At 71.6% G+C, this 22,168-nt stretch carries 20 protein-coding genes; 10 read left to right on the top strand and 10 right to left on the bottom strand.

The window, feature by feature from the left end; translation table 11 throughout:
- Window position 1 precedes the first annotated feature (1 nt).
- From F8279_RS00440 to F8279_RS00415, 6 genes are read right to left on the bottom strand one after another with little or no spacing between them, the layout of a single operon-like run.
- Window positions 2-2,113, bottom strand: a complete 2,112-nt coding sequence (locus F8279_RS00440) for an alpha-glucuronidase (RefSeq protein ID WP_151498731.1) — start codon at window positions 2,111-2,113, stop codon at window positions 2-4.
- A complete protein-coding gene (locus F8279_RS00435) occupies window positions 2,110-2,802 on the bottom strand; it encodes a hypothetical protein (protein WP_151498730.1) in 693 nt (230 codons plus the stop codon). The genes F8279_RS00440 and F8279_RS00435 overlap by 4 nt, the downstream gene beginning before the upstream one ends.
- Entirely contained in the window at window positions 2,799-4,325 is a 1,527-nt protein-coding gene (locus F8279_RS00430; protein WP_151498729.1) for a xylan 1,4-beta-xylosidase, read from the bottom strand. The genes F8279_RS00435 and F8279_RS00430 overlap by 4 nt, the downstream gene beginning before the upstream one ends.
- A 6-nt stretch (window positions 4,326-4,331) precedes the next feature.
- Window positions 4,332-5,975 carry an extracellular solute-binding protein gene (locus tag F8279_RS00425; protein WP_151498728.1) on the bottom strand — a complete coding sequence of 548 codons (1,644 nt, stop codon included), beginning with the start codon at window positions 5,973-5,975 and terminating at the stop codon, window positions 4,332-4,334.
- 39 nt (window positions 5,976-6,014) lie between these two features.
- Complete coding sequence (locus tag F8279_RS00420) at window positions 6,015-6,953, bottom strand: carbohydrate ABC transporter permease (RefSeq protein WP_175438650.1); 939 nt, start codon at window positions 6,951-6,953, stop codon at window positions 6,015-6,017.
- Window positions 6,950-7,885 carry a sugar ABC transporter permease gene (locus tag F8279_RS00415; protein ID WP_192580590.1) on the bottom strand — a complete coding sequence of 312 codons (936 nt, stop codon included), beginning with the start codon at window positions 7,883-7,885 and terminating at the stop codon, window positions 6,950-6,952. Before F8279_RS00415 ends, F8279_RS00420 begins: the two co-directional genes overlap by 4 nt.
- A 78-nt stretch (window positions 7,886-7,963) precedes the next feature.
- Here F8279_RS00415 and F8279_RS00410 point away from each other — a divergent pair, with 78 nt between their 5' ends.
- Window positions 7,964-8,971 (top strand): acetylxylan esterase, encoded by a 1,008-nt coding sequence (locus F8279_RS00410; RefSeq protein WP_151498727.1) that lies wholly within the window; start codon window positions 7,964-7,966, stop codon window positions 8,969-8,971.
- 121 nt (window positions 8,972-9,092) lie between these two features.
- Window positions 9,093-9,623 carry a hypothetical protein gene (locus tag F8279_RS00405; protein ID WP_151498726.1) on the top strand — a complete coding sequence of 177 codons (531 nt, stop codon included), beginning with the start codon at window positions 9,093-9,095 and terminating at the stop codon, window positions 9,621-9,623.
- 229 nt (window positions 9,624-9,852) lie between these two features.
- On the opposite strand, the gene F8279_RS00395 is transcribed toward F8279_RS00405, so the two are convergent.
- Complete coding sequence (locus tag F8279_RS00395) at window positions 9,853-10,293, bottom strand: hypothetical protein (RefSeq protein WP_151498725.1); 441 nt, start codon at window positions 10,291-10,293, stop codon at window positions 9,853-9,855.
- A gap of 180 nt (window positions 10,294-10,473) precedes the next feature.
- Between F8279_RS00395 and F8279_RS00390 the strand changes: the two genes are divergently transcribed.
- Both F8279_RS00390 and F8279_RS00385 read left to right on the top strand, forming a co-directional pair.
- The gene (locus F8279_RS00390; protein ID WP_151498724.1) at window positions 10,474-12,066 is read left to right on the top strand and encodes a beta-1,3-glucanase family protein; all 1,593 of its coding nucleotides are present in this window, start codon (window positions 10,474-10,476) and stop codon (window positions 12,064-12,066) included.
- A gap of 200 nt (window positions 12,067-12,266) precedes the next feature.
- Window positions 12,267-12,638 (top strand): nuclear transport factor 2 family protein, encoded by a 372-nt coding sequence (locus tag F8279_RS00385; RefSeq protein WP_091416370.1) that lies wholly within the window; start codon window positions 12,267-12,269, stop codon window positions 12,636-12,638.
- A 14-nt stretch (window positions 12,639-12,652) separates the two neighbouring features.
- Here the strand turns inward: F8279_RS00385 and F8279_RS00380 are convergent, their stop codons facing one another.
- Entirely contained in the window at window positions 12,653-13,009 is a 357-nt protein-coding gene (locus F8279_RS00380; protein ID WP_091416373.1) for a nuclear transport factor 2 family protein, read from the bottom strand.
- Between the two features lie 108 nt (window positions 13,010-13,117).
- On the opposite strand from F8279_RS00380, the gene F8279_RS00375 reads away from it, so the two are divergent.
- Window positions 13,118-14,158: a DUF4034 domain-containing protein gene (locus F8279_RS00375; RefSeq protein WP_091416377.1), complete on the top strand. Its 1,041-nt coding sequence runs from the start codon at window positions 13,118-13,120 to the stop codon at window positions 14,156-14,158.
- Between the two features lie 147 nt (window positions 14,159-14,305).
- Window positions 14,306-15,442 (top strand): hypothetical protein, encoded by a 1,137-nt coding sequence (locus F8279_RS00370; protein WP_091416380.1) that lies wholly within the window; start codon window positions 14,306-14,308, stop codon window positions 15,440-15,442.
- An 18-nt stretch (window positions 15,443-15,460) separates the two neighbouring features.
- Here F8279_RS00370 and F8279_RS00365 read toward each other — a convergent pair whose 3' ends face one another.
- Window positions 15,461-16,009, bottom strand: coding sequence for a TetR/AcrR family transcriptional regulator (locus F8279_RS00365; RefSeq protein WP_091416383.1), 549 nt, complete (start codon window positions 16,007-16,009; stop codon window positions 15,461-15,463).
- A gap of 105 nt (window positions 16,010-16,114) precedes the next feature.
- Here F8279_RS00365 and F8279_RS00360 point away from each other — a divergent pair, with 105 nt between their 5' ends.
- Together F8279_RS00360 and F8279_RS00355 are read left to right on the top strand one after the other, a co-directional pair.
- On the top strand, window positions 16,115-16,528 hold the full coding sequence (locus F8279_RS00360) for a nuclear transport factor 2 family protein (protein ID WP_091416386.1): 414 nt from the start codon (window positions 16,115-16,117) through the stop codon (window positions 16,526-16,528).
- Complete coding sequence (locus F8279_RS00355) at window positions 16,525-17,349, top strand: NmrA family NAD(P)-binding protein (protein ID WP_091416389.1); 825 nt, start codon at window positions 16,525-16,527, stop codon at window positions 17,347-17,349. The genes F8279_RS00360 and F8279_RS00355 overlap by 4 nt, the downstream gene beginning before the upstream one ends.
- Before the next feature lie 27 nt (window positions 17,350-17,376).
- Here the strand turns inward: F8279_RS00355 and F8279_RS00350 are convergent, their stop codons facing one another.
- Window positions 17,377-18,915 (bottom strand): class I adenylate-forming enzyme family protein, encoded by a 1,539-nt coding sequence (locus tag F8279_RS00350; RefSeq protein ID WP_175438652.1) that lies wholly within the window; start codon window positions 18,913-18,915, stop codon window positions 17,377-17,379.
- Between the two features lie 418 nt (window positions 18,916-19,333).
- Between F8279_RS00350 and F8279_RS00345 the strand changes: the two genes are divergently transcribed.
- Window positions 19,334-19,915, top strand: coding sequence for a Crp/Fnr family transcriptional regulator (locus F8279_RS00345; RefSeq protein ID WP_091416396.1), 582 nt, complete (start codon window positions 19,334-19,336; stop codon window positions 19,913-19,915).
- A gap of 435 nt (window positions 19,916-20,350) precedes the next feature.
- The gene (locus tag F8279_RS00340; protein WP_175438653.1) at window positions 20,351-22,156 is read left to right on the top strand and encodes an amino acid adenylation domain-containing protein; all 1,806 of its coding nucleotides are present in this window, start codon (window positions 20,351-20,353) and stop codon (window positions 22,154-22,156) included.
- Window positions 22,157-22,168: the final 12 nt, after the last annotated feature.

Genomic DNA, 22,168 nt, shown 5'->3' with positions numbered 1-22,168 from the left:
TTCAGTGGATGCGGCGACCGTGCGCGTCCGGCACCCCGGACTTGCGGAAGAAGTAGGTGTTGATCTGGTCCCGCCACTCGACGGCGCTGCGGAACTGCTCGTCGAGGCGCTCGGCCACCCGGTCGTGGACGGCCGGGTCGACCGCCCCGGCGACGAGTCGCCACCGCTCGCGCATCGCCGCCACCTCCTCGACCCCGGCGAAGTGCGTGTCGTAGATGTGCTGGATCACGGTGCGGCCACTGTGCAGCACGTGCCGGTAGGGGACGTGATGGAAGAACAACAGCAGTTCGTCGGGGCAGCGCTCGCGTGACTCGTACACCTCCGACCACGGCGGCGGGTACTGGCCGGTGAAGCCGGTCCCGGTCGCCCGGGTGCGGTCCACCCCGACGCCGTCGCGGTCGGCGAAGTGGTACGTGCCCCACGGGGTGTACTCGTAGCCGTCCACGTCCGGGCCGTAGTGGTGGCCGGGCCGCACCATGAAGCCGACGCCGAGCGGGGCGGTGTAGCGCTCGTAGGTTCGCCAGGAGTCGTCCATGATCGCGTGCATCGTCCGCCGCACCGTTTCCGGATCGCCGGTGGCGACCGGCAGCCAGGTCAGGTCGATCCACTCGTCGAGGATCGCGCCGGGAACCAGCAGCGGGTCCCAGGCGAGCCGGCCGAAGGCGTACAGGTTGGCCTGGGCCAGTGGGTGCGCGGTCCAGAACGGGTCGTCGCCCACGTTGGCCACGGCGACCAGGCCGCCACCGGCGCCCGCCCGACCGGCCGCCACGTCGGCGATCGTGCCGCCGGCCTCGCCCCGGGGCCGGAACCGCAGCACCTCGCTCCACCAGGGCCCGAGGTAGCAGACGTGCCGCTGCTGGCCGGTGTACTCCTGCGTCGCCTGCAATTCCACCGCCAGCCGGGTGGCCGGCATCGCGGCGAGCACCGGGGACACCGGTTCGCGCGGCTGGAAGTCGATCGGACCGAACTTCACCTGGAGGATCACGTTGTCGTCGAATCGTCCGTCCAGCGGCGCGAAGTGGTCGTGGGCGGCCCGGGCCCGGTCGGTCGACCGGTCCCGCCAGTCCTGGCGGTGGTCGTAGACGAACGCCCGCCAGCGCACCACGCCTCCGTGGGGGGCGAGCGCCTCGGCGAGCAGGTTCGCGCCGTCGGCGTGGTCCCGCCCGTACGCGAACGGGCCGGGCCGGCCCTCGGAGTCGGCCTTCACCAGGTAGCCGCCGAAGTCGGGGATCCGCTGGTAGACCCGCCGGGTGGCGGCGGCCCACCAGGCCCGGACCCGGTCGTCCAGCGGGTCGGCGGTGGGCAGGCCGCCGAGGACCACCGGGGCGGCGAAGCTCACCGACAGATGCACCCGGACGCCGTACGGGCGGAGCACCTGGGCTATCTCCGCGACGTCGCCGAGCCGGTCGGTCAGCAGCCGCGCCTCGGTGTCGTGCACGTTGACGTTGTTCACCGTGATCGCGTTGACGCCGCAGGCGGCGAGCAGGCGCCCGTAGTCCCGCAGCCGGGCGTGGTCGTGCCGGGCGGCGCCGTCGCGCCAGAACAGGGAGCCGCCGGCGTAGCCCCGCTCGACCTGGCCCGACACCGGGTGTACGTCCACGTTGTCCCAGTGGTCGAGCATGCGCCGGTCCAGCGCCGGCCGGTGCCGACGCGCCGGAAGCTCGTCGTCGAAGGCCGCCGCGCCGAGCCGGACCACGTGGAACATCCCGTACAGCAGACCGGCCGGTGCGTCGGCCAGCACCACCGTCACGCCGTCCACCCGCGCCAGCAGATAACCCTCGTCGCCGAGGGCGCCGTCGCCCGCGCCGTTCACCGCCGGTGTCGCACCGAGCCGGGCCGATTCCGCCGCCACGTTCGGCACCCGGCCGGCCTCGCGCAGGGCCAGCACCAGGTCGGCGTCCACCTGCCACGGCGGACCGTGCCAGACCCGTCCGCCGTACCGGGCGCAGGCCCGGCTCACCTCGTCGAGGACTGTGTCGACCAGGAGGCCCTCGCCGTGCACCAGCACCGGCCGGGAGCCGAGTTCGCGGAACGCCGCGGGCGGCAGCCAGGCGGCGTGCCAGATCGACTTGCCGGCGTGGGCGGATGCCCGGCCGGTGACCGGAACGCTCATGTGGTGAACTCCGCCCGGATGTCGTCGATCATCGGGTCGCCGATCCGCAGCAGCGCCAGCACCAGGAGCGCGGCCAGCAGGGCGAGCACCGCCTCGGAGAACACCGCTGTGACACCGGCGGCGGCGGTCAGCAGCACGACGTTGCCGAACGTGACGCCGGGCTTGCGTCCCACGTAGTAGAGGGCGAGCCGGAGCACGTCGCGGGTGCGGAAGGTGAACAGCGAGACGATCACCAGCGCGTTGAGGCCGACCAGGACCACCCCCGCACCGACCACCACCAGCGGTACCGCCCACCAGCCGGGGACGGCAGCGGCGGGCAGGTTCGCCAGGTTGACCGCGATGACGGCCAGCCACAGCAGCGTCGGCGCCCAGACGCGCAGCACGCCCGGCAGGTTGGCCCGGTAGGCCCGGCGGAACGCGGCCGCGGGACGGAGATCGGTCAGGTCGGGGCGCTGGTGCCGCAGCGTGTACAGCGCGGCCGAGACCGCCGGACCGACGGGCAGCGCGGCGGCGGCGACCAGCGGGAGGTTGCTGCTGTCGCGTTCGAGCAGCACGAGCACGGCCAGGCCGGGCAGCATGCTCACCAGGAGCAGCAGTTCGGTCACGAGCAGGGTGTGGACCACGGCGGCGGCCCGCGACAGCGGCCCGTCGCCGAACTCCCGCAGCCCGCCGGCCGGGTTGCTGCTCATGGTCGTTCCCCGGGTGGGTCGAGCAACCGGTCGTCGTCCCACCACGGCGGGGTCTCGTCCACCACCGGAGTCAGCTCGGCGAGGGTCACCTCGTGCCGGGCGAGGACGAGGTCGAGGTCCGCCCGCCCGCCTGCGACCGGCAGGGCCCGATGGGTACGGGCCGGCTCGGCGGCCTCCCGCAACGCGTCGAGCTGCCGGGGCCGGGGTGAGTGCGGGCTGCCCATCTGCCGCCAGGCCGCCCAGGCGTTGCCGGCGTCCTCGCTCACCGACGAGCGGAGCAGGAACGCCGACGCGGTGCCCGGCGGGCCGATCGGAACCGACAGCGACAGGGTGTGCCGCTCGGGTGCCGGCTCCCGGCCGGTGACGTCGACAGGGGCCCAGGCCAGCACCGCGACCCGGCCGTCGGGGTGCCGGGTGACGAGGTGGTCCGGCCCGCGCGCGAGCACCTCGTCGCCGAGCCGGGCCATGAACGCGTACAGATGGTAGGTGGGTTTCTTGACCTGCCGGTGCGTGAGCAGACCGAAGCCGCCGTGCAGCGGCGCGGTGGGCACCCCCTCCTCCTCGAACACGTCGCTGAAGGTCCAGTAGGAGAAGGAGTCGACCAGATCCCCGCCGCCGGCCAGCACCGGAGCGAGGTAGGCGGCGTGGAAGGCCGTGTCGTGGATCGGGTTGTCCGGCCGGTAGGAGGAGTTGAACTCGGTGATGTGCACCGGCCGGTCGGCCAGCGCGGTGCCGGCCAGGTGCCGGCGGGGCGCGGCGAACTGCTCCAGCAGCTCCGTGGCAGGGGCCAGGGTCTGCCGGGTGCCGAACGGCAGGTGCCGGGCCGGTCCGGAGGTGTAGGCGTGCCGGCTGACGAAGTCGACAGGTACGTCGCGGTCGGTGACGAACTCGGCGAAGGGCTTCAGCCACTCGTCGGCGCCGGGGGAGAGGGCCGGACCCCCGACCTGGAGCGCCGCGTCGACGTCCTTGACGGCGTGCGCCGACACCTCGTAGAGGCGGTGGTAGGCGTCCTGGTCGGCGCCCGCCCAGAACGCCGGCAGGTTGGGCTCGTTCCACACCTCGACGGGCCAGCCGCGCACCTCGTCGAGGCCGTACCGGTCGACCAGGTGGGCCACCGTGGCGCGCACCAGGTCACCCCATTCGGTGTACGACCGGGGAGGCGTGACGTTGCCCCGCCACCAGAACACCGTCTGGTCGCCGGAGGCGAGCGCCGAGGGCATGAACCCCAGCTCCACGAAGGGCCGGATGCCCACCGCGAGGTAGGCATCGACGACCTGGTCGACGTAGGTGAAGGCGTGCCGCACCCGGCGCTCGCCCCGGTACTCGTAGGGGCGGTGCACACCGACGCCGTCGCTGAGCAGCCCGTGCCCGCGGATGTGCCGGAAGCCGATGTCCCGCTGCACCAGCGCCAGCGAGTCCTGATAGTCGCGTCGCAGGGCCAGGTCGAACCGGCCGGTGCCGACGCAGGTACGCCAGGCTTCGGTCAGCCGGCCGACGGGCCGCTCGGGAACGGTGCCGCGCATCGCCGGTCAGCCGTGGTTCTTGCGGTACCGCTCGTACGCCTTGTTGACCAGGTCGATGTAGGCCTGCGCGCTCTTTCCCTTCAGCTCCGAGACGTAGGCGTCCCACTCGCTCAGCGGCCGCTGGCCGAGGGCGAACTTCAGCGTGTTCTGGGTGACGTGGTCCTTCAGCGCGGTCGCCCACAGCGTCGTCTGCTCCCGCTCCTCATCGCTGAGCGGCGCGGGTGGCGGAGTCACCCAGGGCGCGGGCTTGCGGGCGTTCATCTCCTTCTGGAAATCCAGTTCCTCCGGCGAGAAGAACGACTGCACCAGGTCGAGCTTGCCGCCGTAGGCGAAGACGCCGTTGTAGAAGCCGAAGTCCTTCTGCAGATGCTTGCTGCCCTTGGGGTTGAGCCCGATGACGTTGACGTCCGGGGCGAGGGTGCGCTTGCCCGAGGCGTCCTTGGTGTACGTGGTGCCCTCGACGCCCCACTTGGCGAACTCCTGGCCGGCGTCGGAGTACCAGAGCCAGTCGACGAACTGCATCATGGCCACGAAGTTCTTGCCCTCGCGGGCCTTGCTGGAGATCATCACGCCGTTCTCCAGCCGGCTCGCCGCGTTGACCGGGCCCGACGGACCGACCGGGAAGAGGATCTTGCCGAGCCGGGCGTTCGGGTTGATCTTCGCGATGTCCGGGCGGTAGTCGTTCACCAGGGTCTGCGCGTTCGTGCTGATCACGAAGGACTTGCCGCTGGCGAGCTTCTGCCGGGCCTGGTCGTCGGTCTGGGTGAACGTCTCCGGGTCGAGCAGCCCTTCGGCGACCAGCTTGTGGAGGTACTCCACCACCTGCCGGTAGCCGTCGGAGGCCCCGGTGAAGACGTACTTCCCGGCCGCAGCGTCCCAGCTCGTCGGCTGGTAGTTCCAGCCGGCGCCGGGCAGGCCGTGTGCCAGGGCGAGCATGTTCAGCAGGTTGCCGGCCGGGTTGGGCTTGCCGAATCGGTCGGAGAACGGGATGACGTCCGGGTGGGCCGCCTTCATCGCCTTGAGCATGGCGTACACCTCGTCCCAGGTGGTCGGGGACGGGATCTTCAGCTGCTCCAGCACGTCGGTGCGAACCGCGAGAGTGTAGTCCTGCCAGGGCTTCTCGTGCAGCCCGGGCAGCAGGTAGAACTTGCCGTCCTCCTGCCGGAGCGTGTCCATCTCCGGCTGGAGGTTCCACCGCTCGATCTTGTCCTTGAAGTGCGGCATCAGGTCGAGGTAGTCACTGACCGGCAGGATCGCGCCGGAGGAGACGTAGGAGTTCTCCTGCGGGTGGTAGGTCTTCGGGATGATCAGCGGGGCGTCGCCGGAGCCGACCAGCACGCTGCGTTTCTGCTCGTAGTCGCTCAGCGGCACGGCGACCGGGTCCAGCTTGACGTTCGTCCGCCCGGCCAGCTCGGTCCAGAACAGCCATTCGGGCTTGAGCGGGTAGTTCGGGTGGTTGTTGTAGAGGATCGAGAAGGTGACCGGCGCGGTCGCCTTGAACTGGTCCCCGACACCGTACTTCTCCATCGCGCCGGCACGGTTGCGGTCGAGGTCCTTCTTGTCGGGGGTGTCGTCACCGCAACCCGCCAGGGAGACGACGGCGGCCGCGCCGGTGGCGAGCAGCACCTGGCGCCGGGACAGCTGGGCCATGGATTCTTCCTTCCGGTGGTGGGGGTGCGTGGGCGGCGGCTATCCCTTCACGGCGCCGAGCATGACTCCGGAGACGAAGTAGCGCTGGATGAAGGGATAGACCGCGAGGATCGGCAGGATCGTCAGCACGATCGTCACGGACTGGATGGTGGCGGCGGACTGGACGACGTCGCCGGCGCTGCCGAGGCCGCCGCCGGTCTGCGTGGCGTCGGTCGCGCCCGCGATGAGGTTGCGCAGGTAGACGGTGACCGGGAGCAGGTCCTGACGGTCCATGTAGAGGAACGCGGCGAACCAGGAGTTCCAGAACGAGACGGCGTAGAACAGCACCATCGTGGCGACCATCGCCTTCGACAGCGGCAGCACGATCCGCAGCAGCGTGCCGTACGTGTTCAGGCCGTCGACGGCGGCGGCCTCCTCCAGTTCGACCGGCAGGCTCTCGAAGAACGCCTTCATCACCAGCAGGTTGAACACGTTGATGGCGTTGGGCAGGGCGATCGCCCACACGGTGTTCTTCAACCCCAGGCTGGTGACCAGGACGTAGTTGGGGATCAGGCCGCCGGTGAAGAACATGGTGAACACGGCGATCCCGACCAGGGCGGTCCGGCCCCGCAGGTGCCTCTTCGACAGCACGTACGCGTAGCAGGTGGTCAGCACGACGGAGATGAGCGTGGCGACCACCGTGTAGAAGACGGTGTTGCGGTAGCTGACCCAGAACGTCGGGTCCGACGTCACCACGCGGTACGCGGTGAGGTTGAACCCCCGCGGCACGAGGTTCACCTCACCCGCGACGATGTACGCGTTGTCGCTGAGCGACCGGGCCACGATGGTGAGGAACGGATACAGCGTCACCACCACGACGCCGGTCAGCACGACGGCGTTCACCACCTGGAAGACGCGGTAGCCCCGGGTGGGCCGGGGGCCACGCGGCCGGGCCGCCGGTTGCCGCGTACGGGCCTGGGTACGCGGCTGCGTGCTCACCACAGGCTCGTCCCCACCGTGCGCCGGGAGATCGCGTTCGCCGACAGCACCAGCGTCAGCCCGATCACGGACTCGAACAGGCCGATCGCGGCGGCGTAGCTGAGGTTCCCGGAGACGATGCCCACCCGGTAGAGATAGGTCGAGATCACGTCCGCCGTCGGGTAGGTGAGCGGGTTGTACAGCAGCAGGATCTTCTCGAAGCCGACGGCCATGAAGGTGCCGATGTTGAGGATCAGCAGGGTCACCATCGTCGGCCGGATCCCCGGCAGCGTCACGTGCCAGGTCTGCCGCCACCGGTTGGCGCCGTCGATGCGGGCCGCCTCGTACAGGTCGCCGTCGACAGTTGTCAGCGCGGCGAGGTAGAGGATGGTGCCCCAGCCGACGGTCTGCCAGACCTCGGAGGAGACGTAGATCGTCCGGAACCATCCGGCCTGCTGCATGAACGGGACCGGCTCGCCGCCCACGGCACGCAGCATCTGGTTCACCGCGCCGTCCACCGACAGCAGCTGGAGGACCATGGCGGCCACGATCACGATCGACAGGAAGTGCGGCAGGTAGGACACCGACTGCACGAACCGCTTGAGGGCGCGGTTGCGCACCTCGTTGAGCAGCAGCGCGAGCACGATCGGCAGCGGGAAGCAGAACACCAGGGTCAGCGCGCCCAGCGCGAGCGTGTTGGTGAACACGTTCCAGAAGGTGGGGTCGGTGAAGAACAACCGGAAGTACCGCAGCCCGGTCCAGTACTCGCCGAACAGGCTGCCGCCCGGCTGGAAGCGCCGGAACGCGATCACGTTGCCGAGCATCGGCAGGTAGCGGAACGTCAGGAAGAACAGCAGCGGCAGGACGGCCAGCGAGTAGAGCTGCCAGTCCCGGCGCAGGGCCCGCCGCCAGGGCGTACGGCGACCGCGCGGGATCGGGGATGCCAAGCTCATCCTCCCGCCTGACCGTCGACCGGAACTTTCCGGTAATACGCCGTAAGCCTTTCGGAAATTTATGGGTATCGTTATCGCGTGTCAAGAGCGTCGATAGACAACTCCCTCGACCAGCTCCGTCGCTACACGCCGGCCGTCGTCGAGCCCACCGACTTCGACCGGTTCTGGCACGCCACCCTCGCCGCCGCCGCGGCCACCCCGCCGCTCGTCGGCGTCCGTCCCGAACCCACCGGTCTGCGGCTGGTCGACGTGTGGGACGTGACGTTCGCCGGCTTCGCCGGCGAACCGGTCCGGGCCTGGTACACCCGCCCCGCGGGCGTGTCCACGCCGCTGCCGGCCGTGGTGGAGTACCCGGGCTACGGACGCGGCCGCGGGCTGCCGGGCGAGCGGCTCACCTGGCCGGTGGCCGGTTACGCCCACCTGCTGGTGGACAACCGGGGACAGGCCGGACTGTTCAGCCGCGGGGACACCCCGGACCCGCACGACGCGCCCGGCGGGCCCAGCCCTGCCACACGGGGAATCCTGGCCCCGGACGACTACCACTACCGCCGTCTGATCACCGACGCGGTCCGCGCGGTCGACGCCGTCCGCGAACTACCCGGGGTGGACCCGGCCCGCGTCGCCGCGGTGGGCAACAGCCAGGGTGGCGGGCTCGCGCTCGCGGCGGCGGGCCTCGTCGACGGCCTCGCCGCGCTCCTGGTCACCGCCCCGTTCCTGTGCGACATCCAACGCGCCATCGAACTGACCGAGGCTTCCCCCTACGGTGAGATCGCCCGCTACCTGGCGGTGCACCGCGAGGCGGAGGAGCAGGTCCGGCACACGCTGTCCTATGTCGACGGGGTCAGCTTCGCCCGGCGGGCCACCGCTCCCGCGCACTTCGGGATCGGTCTGCGGGACGAGGTCTGCCCACCGAGCACCGGCTTCGCCGCCTACAACCAGTACGCCGCCGCCGCATCGGCCACGCCGCTACGGGAGATGCACACGTACCCGTTCAACGGCCACGAGGGCGGCGAGGCCGTCCACGTCCGGCGGCAGCTGCGCTGGCTGGACGCGGTGATCCGTCCCGCTGCGACGGCAGCCGGCTGACGCACTCACCGCATGCGCGCAGCGGAGCGCCTGGACCTGGGCCGGCGCTCCGGACCAGGCGTCGTGGCGCCTGCGCGGGCACCGTCCGGAGCGACTTGTCGTCCGCACCTAGACTGCGCCGATGGATGCTGAATTCGCTGCCAACGCCGCAGCCACCGCAGCGATCTTCGGAGTCTTCGGGATGGCCTGGTTCGGCTGGGCGCAGGAGGCGCCGCCCAAGGCGTGGCGTCCGTGGCTCGGCGCCGGCTCGGTGCTGTCCCTGACCGCAGCGGTCGTCGGCGGCATCGTCACCGTACGCACCTGGGACGAGGGCAGCTCCGTGGACGACAGGACGGGGCCGATCTTCGGTGTGATCGTCCTGATCGAGGTGGTCCTCTGTGCCGCCGGCGCGATCTGGCTCCGGCGGACCGGCCGCGCGCCCCTGGTTCCGGCCTGGATCGCCCTGATCGTCGGCCTGCACTTCTTCCCCCTGGCGCCACTTCTGGGGTATCCGGCCCTCGCGATCTGGGCCGCGCTCGTCACCCTGGTCGCGGTCGTCAGCGTCACCGTCGCCCGGCGGTACGACCTCACCCCCAGCGCCGTCGTCGGTGCCGGCACCGGCGTGACCCTCCTGATCGGAGCGGTGACCGCACTGGTGCACGCGCTCACCTAGGCGCACTGCCTGGCGCTGCTGAACAGGCGGGCAGGCCGGCCCGGCCGGGCGCTGCGGCTGGTCGACGACGGACTGGCCCGGCTGACGGCCGCGCTCGGCCCCGGCGAGCGCCCGCAGGACCTGGCCCGGCTGCGCCGCAACCGGGCGCAGGTTCACCTTGCGCTGGGCGATCCGGCGCGAGCGCCGGCCGACTGGCCCGGCCGCGGGCCGGGAGCGGGTGGGCGGGGAGTCAGCAGCCCTGGCGGCGGCTGTAGATCTGGTGGCGCTGACCAGCCCATCCGATGTAGCCGACCGCCTCGACGCAGTAGTTCGCCGTGCCGGTGACGGCGACCGGGCCGGCGTGATAGCTGAAGTCACCGGAATCGGTGTCCGCGCTACCCGAACGGGTGCAGTGCGCGCCCTCGTTCGAACGCTCCGCGCAGCGGTAGATCTGCACGAAGGTGGGTGCCGACTTCCCGTATGCCGCCCCGCGGTGGTAGAAGCAGGCGCTGTTGGTGCCCCCGTTGCTGCTGTTGTAGTAGATCACCAGTTCGCCGAGCCCGGACGACTGCACCTGGCTGTAGGTGATGGTCCCCGAGCAGGAGCCGGCCGCCTGGGCGGCGGGGGCGCCGACCGTCAGGCCCGCCCCGACGGTCACCAGTGCCGTCAGCATCGAAAGTACGCGCTTCATGAATCCCCGATCCACAGCGAGCAGGTCCATAGTGGATCATAGTCATCCGGTGGCCTCGGCCCTCCACGGCCCTTGCGCAGGTCGCCGCATCCACGGTGCTCACCTATTGACAAACATTGTTAACAATTGGACCCTGCTGAGAGAGCGCTCTCCCGTCCCTGTCTTCAGCGAGGTGTCGCCATGCGTCTCCGAAGAAAGCTGCTCGCCGCCGCGTCCGCCCTGCTCGCCGGGCTCGCGGGCGCCGTCGTCGCCACGCCCGCCCACGCGGTCGGACCGGCGTTGCTGCCCGTCACCGTCACCAACACCACCGGCCGCAGCGAGCCGGTGTTCCTCTATGTCATCGGCGTCCAGCTGTCCTCCGGCCGGCTCGGCTACGTCACCTCCGGCGGCGCCTTCGTCCCGTGGACCGGCGGGCAGATCCCGCCGTCGCCCGCGCCGGACGTCTCCATACCGGGCCCCGGCAACGGCGGCAGCACCACGATCCAGTTCCCCCGTGGCTTCTCCGGCCGGGCCTACTTCGCCCTCGGGCAGAAGCTGAAGTTCCTCCTCACCCCGGACGGGCTGGTGCAGCCCGCGCCATGGGCGGCCGGTGACGCGAACCGCGACATCCTCTTCGACTGGAGCGAGTTCACCTACAACGACTCCGGGCTGTGGCTCAACAGCTCTCAGGTCGACATGTTCGCGATCCCGCACGCGGTCACCGTGACCGGCGCCGACGGCGTCACCAAGCGCACCGGCGACGTGGTGGCCAACGGACGCAACGCGGTCATCGACGGGATCCGGGCGCAGCCGGGCTGGGCCGGCACCGTCCACACCCGCTCCGACGGGACCGTGCTGCGCGTCCTGGCTCCGGGCAAGGCGGCCGGGGCCGGCCTGCTGAGCGCCACCTACCTCGACTCCTACATCGCCTCCGCCTGGAACGCGTACACCACGAAGACGCTGACCGTGGCGCCCTTCGCCGACCAGCCGGCCATCCGGTACTACGGCCGCACCTCGGGCAACACCATGACCTTCACCAACGGCAGCGGCCAGGTGGTCGCCTCCTTCAACCGGCCCTCCTCGGCCAGCGTCTGGGGCTGCGACGGCGACCTGCCCGCGCCGAACGACCAGGTGGTCGGCCCGATCTCGCGTACGCTCTGCGCCGCCCTCAACCGGGGCACGCTCGGCACCGCCGACACCCAGCCCGGCACCAACGCCGCCGACTTCTACCGCAACAACCCCACCAACCAGTACGCCCGCCTGATCCACGCCAACATGACCGACGGCCGGGCGTACGCGTTCGCCTTCGACGACGTCGGCGGATTCGAGTCGCTGGTGCACGACGGCGACCCCCGTTCGGCCGGACTGATCCTCAGCCCGTTCACCGGCGGTGGCGGCGGCACCCCGACCACCGGGGTGCCCGTGGTCAGCAACTGGAACAACAAGTGCATCGACGTGCCGAGTTCCAACTTCGTCGACCGCGCGCCGCTGCAGATGTGGAACTGCAACAACACAAACGCGCAGAAGTGGACGTTCAGCGGCACGGCGCTGAAGAGCCAGAACAACAAGTGCATGGACATCGACGCCGGGTCCACCGCCAACGGGGCGGTGGTGCAGCTCTACACCTGCAACGGCACCGGCGCCCAGCAGTTCACCCTGAACGCGGCCGGAGACCTGGTCAACCTGCAGGCCAACAAGTGCGTCGACATCAAGGACTGGAACGGCGGCGACGGCGCGAGGCTCCAGCTCCGGGACTGCGCGGGCACGGCCAACCAGAAGTGGCGCAAGGGCTGACCGGCCGTGCGACGGTGGCGGGGGCCGACCGCGAGTCGTCCCCGCCGCCGGCAGGGTGACGGAAGTGTCGACCACCGGGCGAGCCGGCGCGCGCCGCCTGCTCGCTGCGACCGGGCGGCGAGGATCCGTGATCGGCGACGTGGCGGCCGCTCGGCGTTGGATGATGGCGTGAGTCGTCCATGCACGAGAGGCTGCGGTGAATGACCGAGCATTTGCGGGCGCGCCCGGCACGCGAGGTGCTCGACGAGCATCTGCGCCTGTCGAACGAGGGCCGGTTCGCCGAGGACATCGAGCGCAACGTGTCGCCGGACTGCCTTGTCCTCGATCGTAGGGGAGTGTTCCGGGGGCACGCCGGGGTGCGGAAACTGGCGCAGTGGCTGAGCGCGGAGCTTCCGGGCGCCCACTTCACCTACACGACAGTGCTGATCGAGGATCGGATCGGGTTCCTGGAGTGGACCGCCGATGCACCGGGCGCGCGGGTCCGCGACGGCGCCGACTCGTACGTCATCGAGGACGGCTGGATCGTCGCGCAGACCATTCACTACACGGTGGAGTCGACCGCCGGAGCCTGAGCGGGTCCGAGCGCTCACCGGACCGGGACGAAGGTGGCGGCCAACACCCGCCAGGTGCCGTCCTCACGCACCCACAGCCGGGTGTAGCGCAACCGCGCGGACACGACGGCCCCGCCCTGAACCGCGTCCACCGCGGCGACCGTGCGGGTCACCCCGGTCTCACCGTCGTCCTGGACGTCGAGCGACTCCTCCACCAGTTCGGTGATCCGCAGGGCACCCGAGCGGTAACTCTCCAGGTCGTCCTCCTTGGTGAAGACCGTGCCGTCCGGTCCGGCACCCACGACCCGGGGGTGCAGAAGCGCGTCGAGAGACTCGACATCGGCGGCACGCTGAGCGGCTTGGAGCCGCCGTTCCGCAGCACGGAGATCCATCCACCGATCCTCTCCGGCGCCCCGCGCCACGACAAGCGGGTTAGCTCGCGGCAGAACGGCAACGCTGCGGGCCCACACGCTGTTCGCTGACATCTACCATCCTTGATCATGATCTCGACCGTGTGGCGGATACTCACCCGCCAGATCGACCCCAACCCGGCGCAGGACGACGCCCTGCTGCGCGAGGCGTGCACGCAGGCGCGGTACGGCTCCGACATCGGACCGGCCCGGAAGGCTCTGGCCGCCACCCGGGACGACTACGACCGCCGGGCACGGTACGTCCGTGTGCTGGCCGAATCGACCGCTCGCGGGCTGGGATCGCGGGTCGACCGTACGACCGGCCGGGTCGACACCACAGACGCGTGGACCGATCGCTGGGCCTCTCGCGCGCCCGCCGATCCGGACGCCCAGCTCGTCCGTGCCCGTTCGCTGATGGCACGGGCGTGGGAGGTGCGCGGCGGGGACTGGGCCTCCAACGTACGCCGGGAGCAGTGGGCCGAGTTCCACCGCCTGCTGGACCTGGCCCGGCAGGTGAACGATGTCGCGATGCGGCTCGCACCGGCCGACCCCACCCCGTGGGCGCACCGGCTCAATCTCATGATCGACGAGAGTGCGCCACTGGAGGACGTCGAGGAGACGTGGCGTGAGCTGACCAAGCGGGATCCCCGGCACCATCAGGGCCACGTCTTCAAACTGACCTACCACTGCCGGAAATGGAGCGGCTCGCACGAGGCGATGTTCGGCTTCGCCCGCTCGGTCGCCGCCACGGCGCCCACCGGCTCACCACTACTCGTGCTGCCGGTGCGGGCCGCCGCGGAGTGGGCGCTGTGGGAGCAGGATCGCGAACCCCACGGCGGTACCGCCGAGGAGATCGGCGAGCGGTGGCGACAGGATCCGGTCATGCAGTCGGATCTCGACAACGCGCTGAACCGGTGGTTCCACCAGCCGGCGGCCCGGCACGCCGACTGGCTCGACGACGCGAACTTCCTGGCGTACGGGCTGGTGCGCACCGGCCGCGACGCCGAGGCCGCGCCGGTGTTCGCGTCGATCGGCCGGTACGTGACCGGCGTTCCGTGGGCCTGGTGGGGCGACGAGCGGCACGACGCCGTCTTCCTCCGGGCCCGTCGCCGCGCCCTCCGCGCCGCCTGACCGCAGGCGAGGCCGTCGCGGCCACAGTCGATTCCCCCTCGGAGGAGCCGTTCTTACCACTCTCTTACGGGACAGCGGCCGGGCGTACGTGGAGCGTCGCGGGGCGCGATGCTGAGGTCCGGCCACCAATCCGGGAAGAGGGTCACCATGGGATCACCGGCACGGTACGGGCTGTCGGTAGCGACAGTCTCCACTCTGGTGGCGGGCGTGCTGCTCCCGCCGGTCGCGCCGGTCGCCGCCGCGACTCCTTCGACGTGGACGGCGACGGTTCCCGCGCTGATCCACGAGAGCCGGCTGACCGACGTGGCTGCCACCGGCCCGGCCAACGCCTGGTCCGTCGGCTACCAGGCGTCCACCTACACGGGGTACTCGATCGACCAGCCGTACGCCCTGCTGCAGTGGAACGGGCGGGCGTGGACGGAGCGGCGGCTGCCGCACGAGGCGCATGTGCTGTACAAGGTGGACGCGGCGAGCGCCCGGGACGTCTGGACGGTGGGCGTCCGGCGCGTCGGCGAGTCGTACGCCGGGCACTTCGACGGCGCAACCTGGACGGCGCACGCGCCGTGGCCCGCCCCGGCCGGGACCTCGGAGCTGCTGGACGTGGCCGCCACGGGCGGCGGACGGGCGGTGTTCGTCGGTCACGACGGCGGCCGGCCGCTGGTCGTGGAAGGCGGCACCGGTCGGTTCGGCCGGGTCGCGGTACCGGGGACGGAAGGGCTCAACGGTGTCCTGCGGGCGGTCTCCCGGACTCCCGACGGTGGTGTGTTCGCCGCCGGTGAACGGTACGTCGCCGACGCGCCCTACCCGGAGCCGATGATCGCGCAGCGCGTCGGCGGGTCGTGGCGGGTGGCGCCACTGCCGCCGATCCCGAGCACCCGGCTCACCGGCGTGTGGGCCCGCTCGTCGACCGACGCCTGGGCGGTCGGCACCCAGGACTACGACTCCGCGCCGAAGCCGGTCATCCTGCACTGGGACGGCCGGACGTGGCAGCGGGTGGCCGGACCGGCATCGGCCGGCTGGGTGTACGCGGTCGCGGGCGACGCGAACGGCAACGTCTGGATCAGCGGCACGAATCCGATCCCGCCGTACGTCGAGTACCCGGGCACGCTGTTGCTGCGCTACACCGTCGGGCGGTGGAGTGTCGCGTACGGACCGAAGGTCGACGGCAACGACCCGAGCCTGGACGCCCTGGCCGGCATCCCGGGAACCTCGTCGTTCTGGGGGAGCGGCACCGTGTCGACCGCCGGGCTCCGCCTCACCGCCGTGATCGAGCGGACCAGGTGAGGGCAGTCGTCGACCGGACTACGGCCCGGTCGCCAGCACGGACCGGGTGAGCGCCGTCAACCCCGCTTCCCAGCGTTCGTCGGGCCAGTCGCGCAGGTGCTCCACCAGATCGCTGCGCACGGCTGCCAGCAGGGCGTGGGCGAGGTAGTCGGCCGACTCCGGACCCCGGGCCTGGGACACGACGGCGGTCAGCGTGGTGTGCCAGTGCTCGTACGACTCGGTGCGGTAGGGGCTGCCGTCGCCCGCGTTCTCCAGGGCCAGCGTCAGCACCCGGTTGGCCTGCTTGAACCGGACCAGTTCCCGCAGCAGGTGCAGGGCGCGGTCCGCCGGCGAGTCGCCGGGCAGGCCCGCCGTGAGTGTCGCCTGTAGCTGTTCGCCGCGTGCGGTGTAGAGGGCGCGGATGAGCCCCGACCGGTCACCGAAGTGCCGGAACAGGGTGCCCTTGCCCACACCGGCGGCAGCGGCCACGTCGTCCATGGAGATCCGGTCGGGGTCGGTCGCCGCCTCGAACAGCCGGTCGGCGGCGGCGAGCACCGCCTCCCGATTCCGCGCCGCGTCAGCCCGCATCCCTGCCCCCTCCGCAAACGGACCGCCAGTCCGCTATGGTGAAGTGGACCGGCCGTCCGCTTATCGTAGATCACCGCGGCGGCCCGCCGACCGGAAGGAACAACAGTGCCGAGCACCGCCCCCGACGTTTTCCACCAGGCCCTGGAGCATCTGTTCGCCAAGGACATGCCGGGCTTCATCGCCCTGTTCGCCGACGACGCCGTCATGGAGTTCCCGTTCGCGCCGCCCGGGCGGCCGAGCCGGGTGGCCGGCCGCGCCGAGCTGCACGACTACCTCATCGACTACCCGCAGACCCTGGACATCCGGGAGCTCGCCGACGTCACAGTGCACGAGACAGCGGACCCGGAGGTGATCGTCGCCGAGTTCACCGCCACCGGCGTCGTCGTCGCCACGGGCGAGCCGTACCGGCTGCGGTACATCGCCGTCCTCACCGTCCGGGCCGGGCGCATCGCGTACTACCGCGACTACTGGAACCCGCTGGCCGTGCAGGAGCTGTTCGGCGAGGGAGCGCGCGCATGATCCTCGTCGTCGGAGGCACGGGAACGACGGGCCGGCTCGTCGCGGCGAAACTCGCCGCCGCCGGCCACGCGGCCCGCGTCGCCAGCCGCCGGGCGTCCGCCGGGGGCGTCCGCTTCGACTGGTACGACCGCAGCACGTACGACACGGCGCTGGACGGTGCGACAGGGCTCTACCTGATCGCGCCCCTCGGCGACGCCGACCCGGCGCCGACCATGCTGCCGTTTCTGGACCTGGCCCGGCGCGCCGGGGTGCGGCGGGCCGTCCTGCTCAGCTCGTCGGCGATCGAGGCCGGCACGCCCGGACTGGGCGAGGTGCAGGCCCAGCTCGGCGAGATGATCCGCGAGTGGGCGGTGCTGCGGCCGTCCTGGTTCATGGAGAACTTCGTCGGCGAGCACCCGCACGCCGCGAGCGCGCGGGAACGTGGCGAGATCGTCAGCGCCACCGGCGACGCCCGGGTGGGGTTCGTCGACCCGGCCGACATCGCCGAGGTGGCGGTGCGTGCCCTCACCGACCCGGCGCCCCACGACACCGAGCACGTCATCACCGGTCCCGAGCGGCTGAGCTACGCCGACGTCGCCGCCACCCTCACCGAACTCCTCGGCCGCCCGGTCCGGCACCGTGCCGTCGACGAGGACGCACTCACGGCGTACCACGAGGCTCACGGCCTCGCGCCCGACTACGCCCGCTTCCTCGCGGGCCTGGACACCGCCGTCGCCGCGGGCTCGGAGGACCGGGTGACGACGACCGTCGCGGACGTGACCGGCCGGCCGCCCCGATCGTTCCGGGACTTCTGCCGCGACCGGCCGGCCCGGGTGCCCTGAGGCCGGGCCGGTGACATCGGCCGCGCGTCACGCGCGGCGGTCGCGGAGCTCGCGCTTGACCACCTTGTCCATCAGGTTCCTGGGCAGTGCGCCGACCACCCGGACGACGTCGGGCCGGTCCGGTTCGTCGAGCCGGCCGTCGAGGAAGGCCCGCACCTCGTCGGCGTCGACGCCGGGCTCGGCGGCGACGGCCGCTGTCAGCCGTTCGCCCGCCACCGGATCCGGGCACCCGTAGACGGCCGCCTCGACGACTCCCGGGTGGCGGTGCAGGGCCGCCTCCACCGCCTGGGTCGAGATCCTCCGGCCGTGGCGCACCACCAGGTCGCCGATGCGGTCGAAGATGTGGAGGTGGCCGTCCTCGTCGACGTGCCCCAGGTCGCCGGTGCGCACCCACCCGTCGGCGAAGGCGCGGCCGTCGGGGTCGCGGTCGTAGCGCCGGGGCGGCGCGGGCGAGCGGAGCATGATCTCGCCGATCGCGCCCGCCGGCTGAGGCGTCCCGTCGGCGCCGGCGATGCGGACGTCGGTGCCGGGACCTGGACGGCCGACCGACCCGGCGTACGGCTGCCGGTCGTAGGTCCGGGCGTCCCGGTGCTCCGACCAGGGCGGCAGGGCGACGGCGGTGTAGGCGGGCGACGCCTCCGCCGACGAGTACATGATGTTCACGGTCGCCGCCGGGAACAACGCGGCGGTCCTGGCCCGTATCACCGGGGGGATCGGTGCCGAGCCCGTGTTGACCGCGCGGACACCGGAGAGGTCGTGCCGGCGGCCCACCTCGGCCCGGGCCATCCGCGCGGCGAGTGCCGGCGGCAGGTTCACCGCTCCGACACCGTGCCGGGCCAGGGTCCCGGCGACGTGTTCCGGGTCGAGGTGGGACAGGGCCAGCACGGCGGGGCCGGCGGTCAGGGCGCCCAGCAGCGTCGCCTGGCTCGCGTTGGTGCCGGTGACCCAGGCGCTCAGGAACAGCGACTCGGTGGGAAACAGCCGGATGTCGGGCGCCTGACCGCGGCCGTACGTGAGGTTGCCGTGCGGCACCGCGATCGCCCGCGGCCCGCTCGTGGTCCCCGAGGTGAACGCGATGTCCGACACGTCCGCGGGCCCGACCGGCACACCGGGCGGGACGCCGCGGCCGGCGTGCAGCCGGTCCGTCGGTACGGACCGGCAGGTGCCGCGGGCGGTGGGCCGCAGGCCGGCCGGATCGATCATCGCGATGGCCTCGGCCCGGTCCGATCGGTACGTGAGCTGGGCGGCGGTCATCCGGTCGGACAGGTGCACGGCCGCGCCGCCGGCCTTGAGGACCGCCATCCAGGCGAGGGCGTAGGCGATCCAGTCGGCGCCGCCGAACCGCAGCGCGACCCGGTCACCTGGCCGGATGCCACAGTCGACCAGCGTGCGGGCCATGCCGTCGGACCGGGTCGCCCACTCCGCGAAGGTCAGCTCGCGCGTGCCGTCGACGCTGATCGCCGTCCGGGCGGGCGTGGCGGCGGCGCGGACCCGCAGCAGCTCCGGCACAGTGGTGAGACGCGGCGGCGGGCCGAGGCGACTCCGGTCTGACGTGCCACTGCCCACGGTGCCACCCGCCTCCCCGCCGGACCCGTCCGTCGACGGCGTGAGGGTAGGCAGGCCCTGGTGGGACGCACTGCGCAAGATTGAGCACCGGCGGCGGCCGGGGGCCCGCAGGTCTGCCATTTGCGACTCGTCCGATTCGGGAACCACGCCCGATTGATAACGATGCATTGTGCTGGACCGATTGTCCAGCAGCCGTTCGGTCGATGAAACATGGCGGTCGGTGTTGGGGCGGTCCTCTCGCAGTGTTTGCGTACGTGTCGTAGGGTCTCTGGCACCTCGGCAGTCCTGTGAGGAAGCTCGCGCGGTTAATCCTGGGGAGGGATATTCGGTGAGATTCGAGGCGGCGGATCATGCTGGATTGGGAGAGGTTCTGCTGAGGTCGAGTGTTAATCGGAATTTGCCGGGTGTGCTTCGTCGCATGACGCGGCGTGAGCATCTCTACAACTCCGGCGAATTCGACAACTCTATCTATGTCATTCAATGCGGATATCTCAAGACCTCGACATTCTCGAGGGACGGGCGCCAGTGCCTGCTGGCGATCCACGGTCCCGGTGAGGTTCTCGGCGAGGCGTGTCTGGTGCCGGGGGTGCGCAACGAGACGGCGACCGCCATGCGCAGTGCGCTGGTCTGGCGGATCCGCTCGGCCGACCTGCTGTCGGCCGTCACCGACGACATGATGATGGAGCGTGTCGTCATGTGCCTGGCCGAGCGGATGTCCGAGCAGCAGCAGGCGATCACCAACCTGGTCACCATGAACAGTGAGCAGCGGCTCGCCGCGACCCTCCTGCAACTGGCCCGTAAGCTGGGCCACCGGACGGAAGCGGGCCTGCGACTCGACGAGCGGATCACCCAGGACGAGCTGTCCGGTCTCGTCGGCACCACCCGTTCGCGGATCGGCCACTTCCTCAAGAAGTTCCACCGGCTCGGCTATCTCGAGTCGCCCCGGGGCGCCTTCATCCTGATCAACGAGCGGCGGCTCGCCGCCCACGCGGGCGTGTGAGGCGGCCCTGACCCGACACCGTGGCCGGCCGTCGCGCGGCCCGCGGCACGCGCGACGCCGCCATGGGACGGCGTGCCCGGCTCCGGCGGACGACCACGCCCAAGAGTGGACCGATGCGCGGTTCCCGCCTTTACCGGGCAATTCCCTGGTCACGGGGCGTGCCTGCTCACTATTGAGCAGGCACGTTTGGTGGCCCGCCGATACGGTGACCGGCATCGGCGGCGTGCCGACGGGCGCAAATCCGCCGAGGTGAGACGGTGTCGGATCGGGGAGTGGGAACGTGCCCATTGCAGCGAATGCCCGGCGCGGAACTGTCGTAAAGGCGTGGAAATTTGCTACGCGTAATGGGGCGGGTCGCGCCGGCGGTTCGGTGTCGGAGAACTTCGTGCTGTTCATGCCCGTCTCGTGACCGACCGGATGGAAGGGACAGAAATGGTGCTTGGCGACTCTCTGCATGAGATCTTTCAGGCGCGAGCGATCCACGACCCCGACCGGATCGCCGTCGTCGCCGGCGACGAGGCGATCACCTACGGCGGGCTGCGGGAGCGTGCCGAGCACCTCGCCCTGCGGTTGCGTGCGGCCGGGATCGGCCCGGGGTCGTTCGTCGGGCTCTGCCTCGAACCCGGCCCGGATCTCGTCGCCGGCATGCTGGGCATCCTTTCGGCCGGGGGCGCCTACGTGCCGATCGACCCCGCCTACCCGGCGACCCGGATCGAGTACCTGCTGCGCGACAGCGCCGTGACGACCACCGTCACGGCCGGTGCCCTCCGCGATCGGTTGCCGTCGTCGGCCGCCGTGGAACTCGTCGACGCCGCGCCGCAGCAGCCGGACGCCTCACCGGCGCCGGCCGTCGGGCGATCCGACCTCGCGTACGTGATCTACACCTCCGGCTCGACGGGTGAGCCGAAGGGGGTCATGGTCGAGCACGGCAACGTGATCAGGCTGTTCGAGCAGCTCGCGCCGGTGGTGTCGTGCGACGAGCGGGACGTGTGGACGATGTTCCACTCCGGGAGCTTCGACTTCTCGGTCTGGGAGATCTGGGGAGCGCTGCTGCACGGCGGCCGCCTGGTCGTCGTGCCCGCCGGCGCCCGCCGCGCGCCGGCCCGCCTGCTCACGCTGCTGCGCGAGCAGCGCGTCACGGTGCTCAGCCAGACTCCCTCGGCGTTCCGGCAGCTCATCGCCGCCGACGCCGCCGGGGCCGCCGGCGGCTTTCCGGACCTGCGGTACGTCGTGCTGGGCGGCGAACGCCTGGACGTCGCGATGCTCCGGCCGTGGATCGCCCGGCACGGCGACGACCGCCCCGAACTGATCAACATGTACGGCATCACCGAGACCACCGTGCACGTCACGCACCGGCGCATCCGCTCGGCGGACCTGGCCGACCCGGGAGTCAGCCCGATCGGCGTGCCGATCGCGGACCTCCGGATCCGGCTGTGCGACGAGACGGGCGCTGTCGTACCCGACGGCGTGCCCGGCGACATCGAGGTCGCCGGGCCCGGCGTGGCACGCGGCTACCTCGGCCGGCCGCAGCTCACCGCGGAGCGGTTCGTGACCGACCCGGAGGGCGTGCGGTGGTACCGCTCCGGCGACCGGGCGGTCCGCCGGGCCGACGGCGAGCTGGTCTATCTCGGCCGGTCGGACGACCAGCTCAAGGTCAGCGGTTACCGGATCGAACCGGGGGAGGTCGAGGCGGTCCTGGCCGCCCACCCGGCGGTCTCCGGCGCGCTGGTGACGACGCGGGACCACGGTGACGGGGACGTCCGGCTGGTGGCGTACGTCGTGCCGGCGCCCGGCGCCGAGCGGTCCGGATCGCTGGCGGCGGAACTGACCGGCCTCGCCGCCGAGCGGCTGCCGGCCCACCTGCGGCCCTCGGCCGTGCACGTGGTGGACGAGGTGCCGCTCACCCCGCAGGGCAAGGCCGACCACGAGGCGCTGTGGGCGATGACCAGCCGGGCCGCGACGGACTCCCGCGTGCCCGACGCCGCCGGTGACACCGGCTACCCGCTCGTGGTCGTCACCGCGATCGTCGAGGAGATCCTCGGCCGCGGCGGTCTGCGCGCCGACGAGGACCTGTTCGACGCCCGGGTCACCTCGCTGGCCTTCGTCCGCATCATCGCGGCCATAAACGAACGCTTCGGCCTCTCGCTCACCGGAGCTGAACTCGACGGCTCGGCCACGCTCGAGACGCTGGCCGCGTGTGTGACAGCCGGTTCGAACGAGGGCGTCCGTGTCGCCGTCTGAGTCACCGTCCGC

This window comes from Micromonospora sp. AMSO1212t (assembly GCF_008868145.1).
GTDB lineage: Bacteria > Actinomycetota > Actinomycetes > Mycobacteriales > Micromonosporaceae > Micromonospora > Micromonospora tulbaghiae.
The sequence above is the reverse complement of the archived record's forward strand: the minus strand, read 5'-3'. Positions and strand labels throughout refer to the sequence as shown.

What these genes read in the sequence shown, in the direction of transcription:
- F8279_RS00440 (WP_151498731.1), bottom strand. Translation starts at nt 2,113, where the DNA reads ATGAGCGTTCCGGTCACCGGCCGGGCATCCGCCCACGCCGGCAAGTCG.
- F8279_RS00405 (WP_151498726.1), top strand. Translation starts at nt 9,093, where the DNA reads ATGGATGCTGAATTCGCTGCCAACGCCGCAGCCACCGCAGCGATCTTC.
- F8279_RS00355 (WP_091416389.1), top strand. Translation starts at nt 16,525, where the DNA reads ATGATCCTCGTCGTCGGAGGCACGGGAACGACGGGCCGGCTCGTCGCG.
- F8279_RS00375 (WP_091416377.1), top strand. Translation starts at nt 13,118, where the DNA reads ATGATCTCGACCGTGTGGCGGATACTCACCCGCCAGATCGACCCCAAC.
- F8279_RS00380 (WP_091416373.1), bottom strand. Translation starts at nt 13,009, where the DNA reads ATGGATCTCCGTGCTGCGGAACGGCGGCTCCAAGCCGCTCAGCGTGCC.
- F8279_RS00415 (WP_192580590.1), bottom strand. Translation starts at nt 7,885, where the DNA reads ATGAGCTTGGCATCCCCGATCCCGCGCGGTCGCCGTACGCCCTGGCGG.
- F8279_RS00370 (WP_091416380.1), top strand. Translation starts at nt 14,306, where the DNA reads ATGGGATCACCGGCACGGTACGGGCTGTCGGTAGCGACAGTCTCCACT.
- F8279_RS00390 (WP_151498724.1), top strand. Translation starts at nt 10,474, where the DNA reads ATGCGTCTCCGAAGAAAGCTGCTCGCCGCCGCGTCCGCCCTGCTCGCC.
- F8279_RS00395 (WP_151498725.1), bottom strand. Translation starts at nt 10,293, where the DNA reads ATGAAGCGCGTACTTTCGATGCTGACGGCACTGGTGACCGTCGGGGCG.
- F8279_RS00425 (WP_151498728.1), bottom strand. Translation starts at nt 5,975, where the DNA reads ATGGCCCAGCTGTCCCGGCGCCAGGTGCTGCTCGCCACCGGCGCGGCC.
- F8279_RS00345 (WP_091416396.1), top strand. Translation starts at nt 19,334, where the DNA reads ATGACGCGGCGTGAGCATCTCTACAACTCCGGCGAATTCGACAACTCT.
- F8279_RS00365 (WP_091416383.1), bottom strand. Translation starts at nt 16,009, where the DNA reads ATGCGGGCTGACGCGGCGCGGAATCGGGAGGCGGTGCTCGCCGCCGCC.
- F8279_RS00430 (WP_151498729.1), bottom strand. Translation starts at nt 4,325, where the DNA reads ATGCGCGGCACCGTTCCCGAGCGGCCCGTCGGCCGGCTGACCGAAGCC.
- F8279_RS00385 (WP_091416370.1), top strand. Translation starts at nt 12,267, where the DNA reads ATGACCGAGCATTTGCGGGCGCGCCCGGCACGCGAGGTGCTCGACGAG.
- F8279_RS00435 (WP_151498730.1), bottom strand. Translation starts at nt 2,802, where the DNA reads ATGAGCAGCAACCCGGCCGGCGGGCTGCGGGAGTTCGGCGACGGGCCG.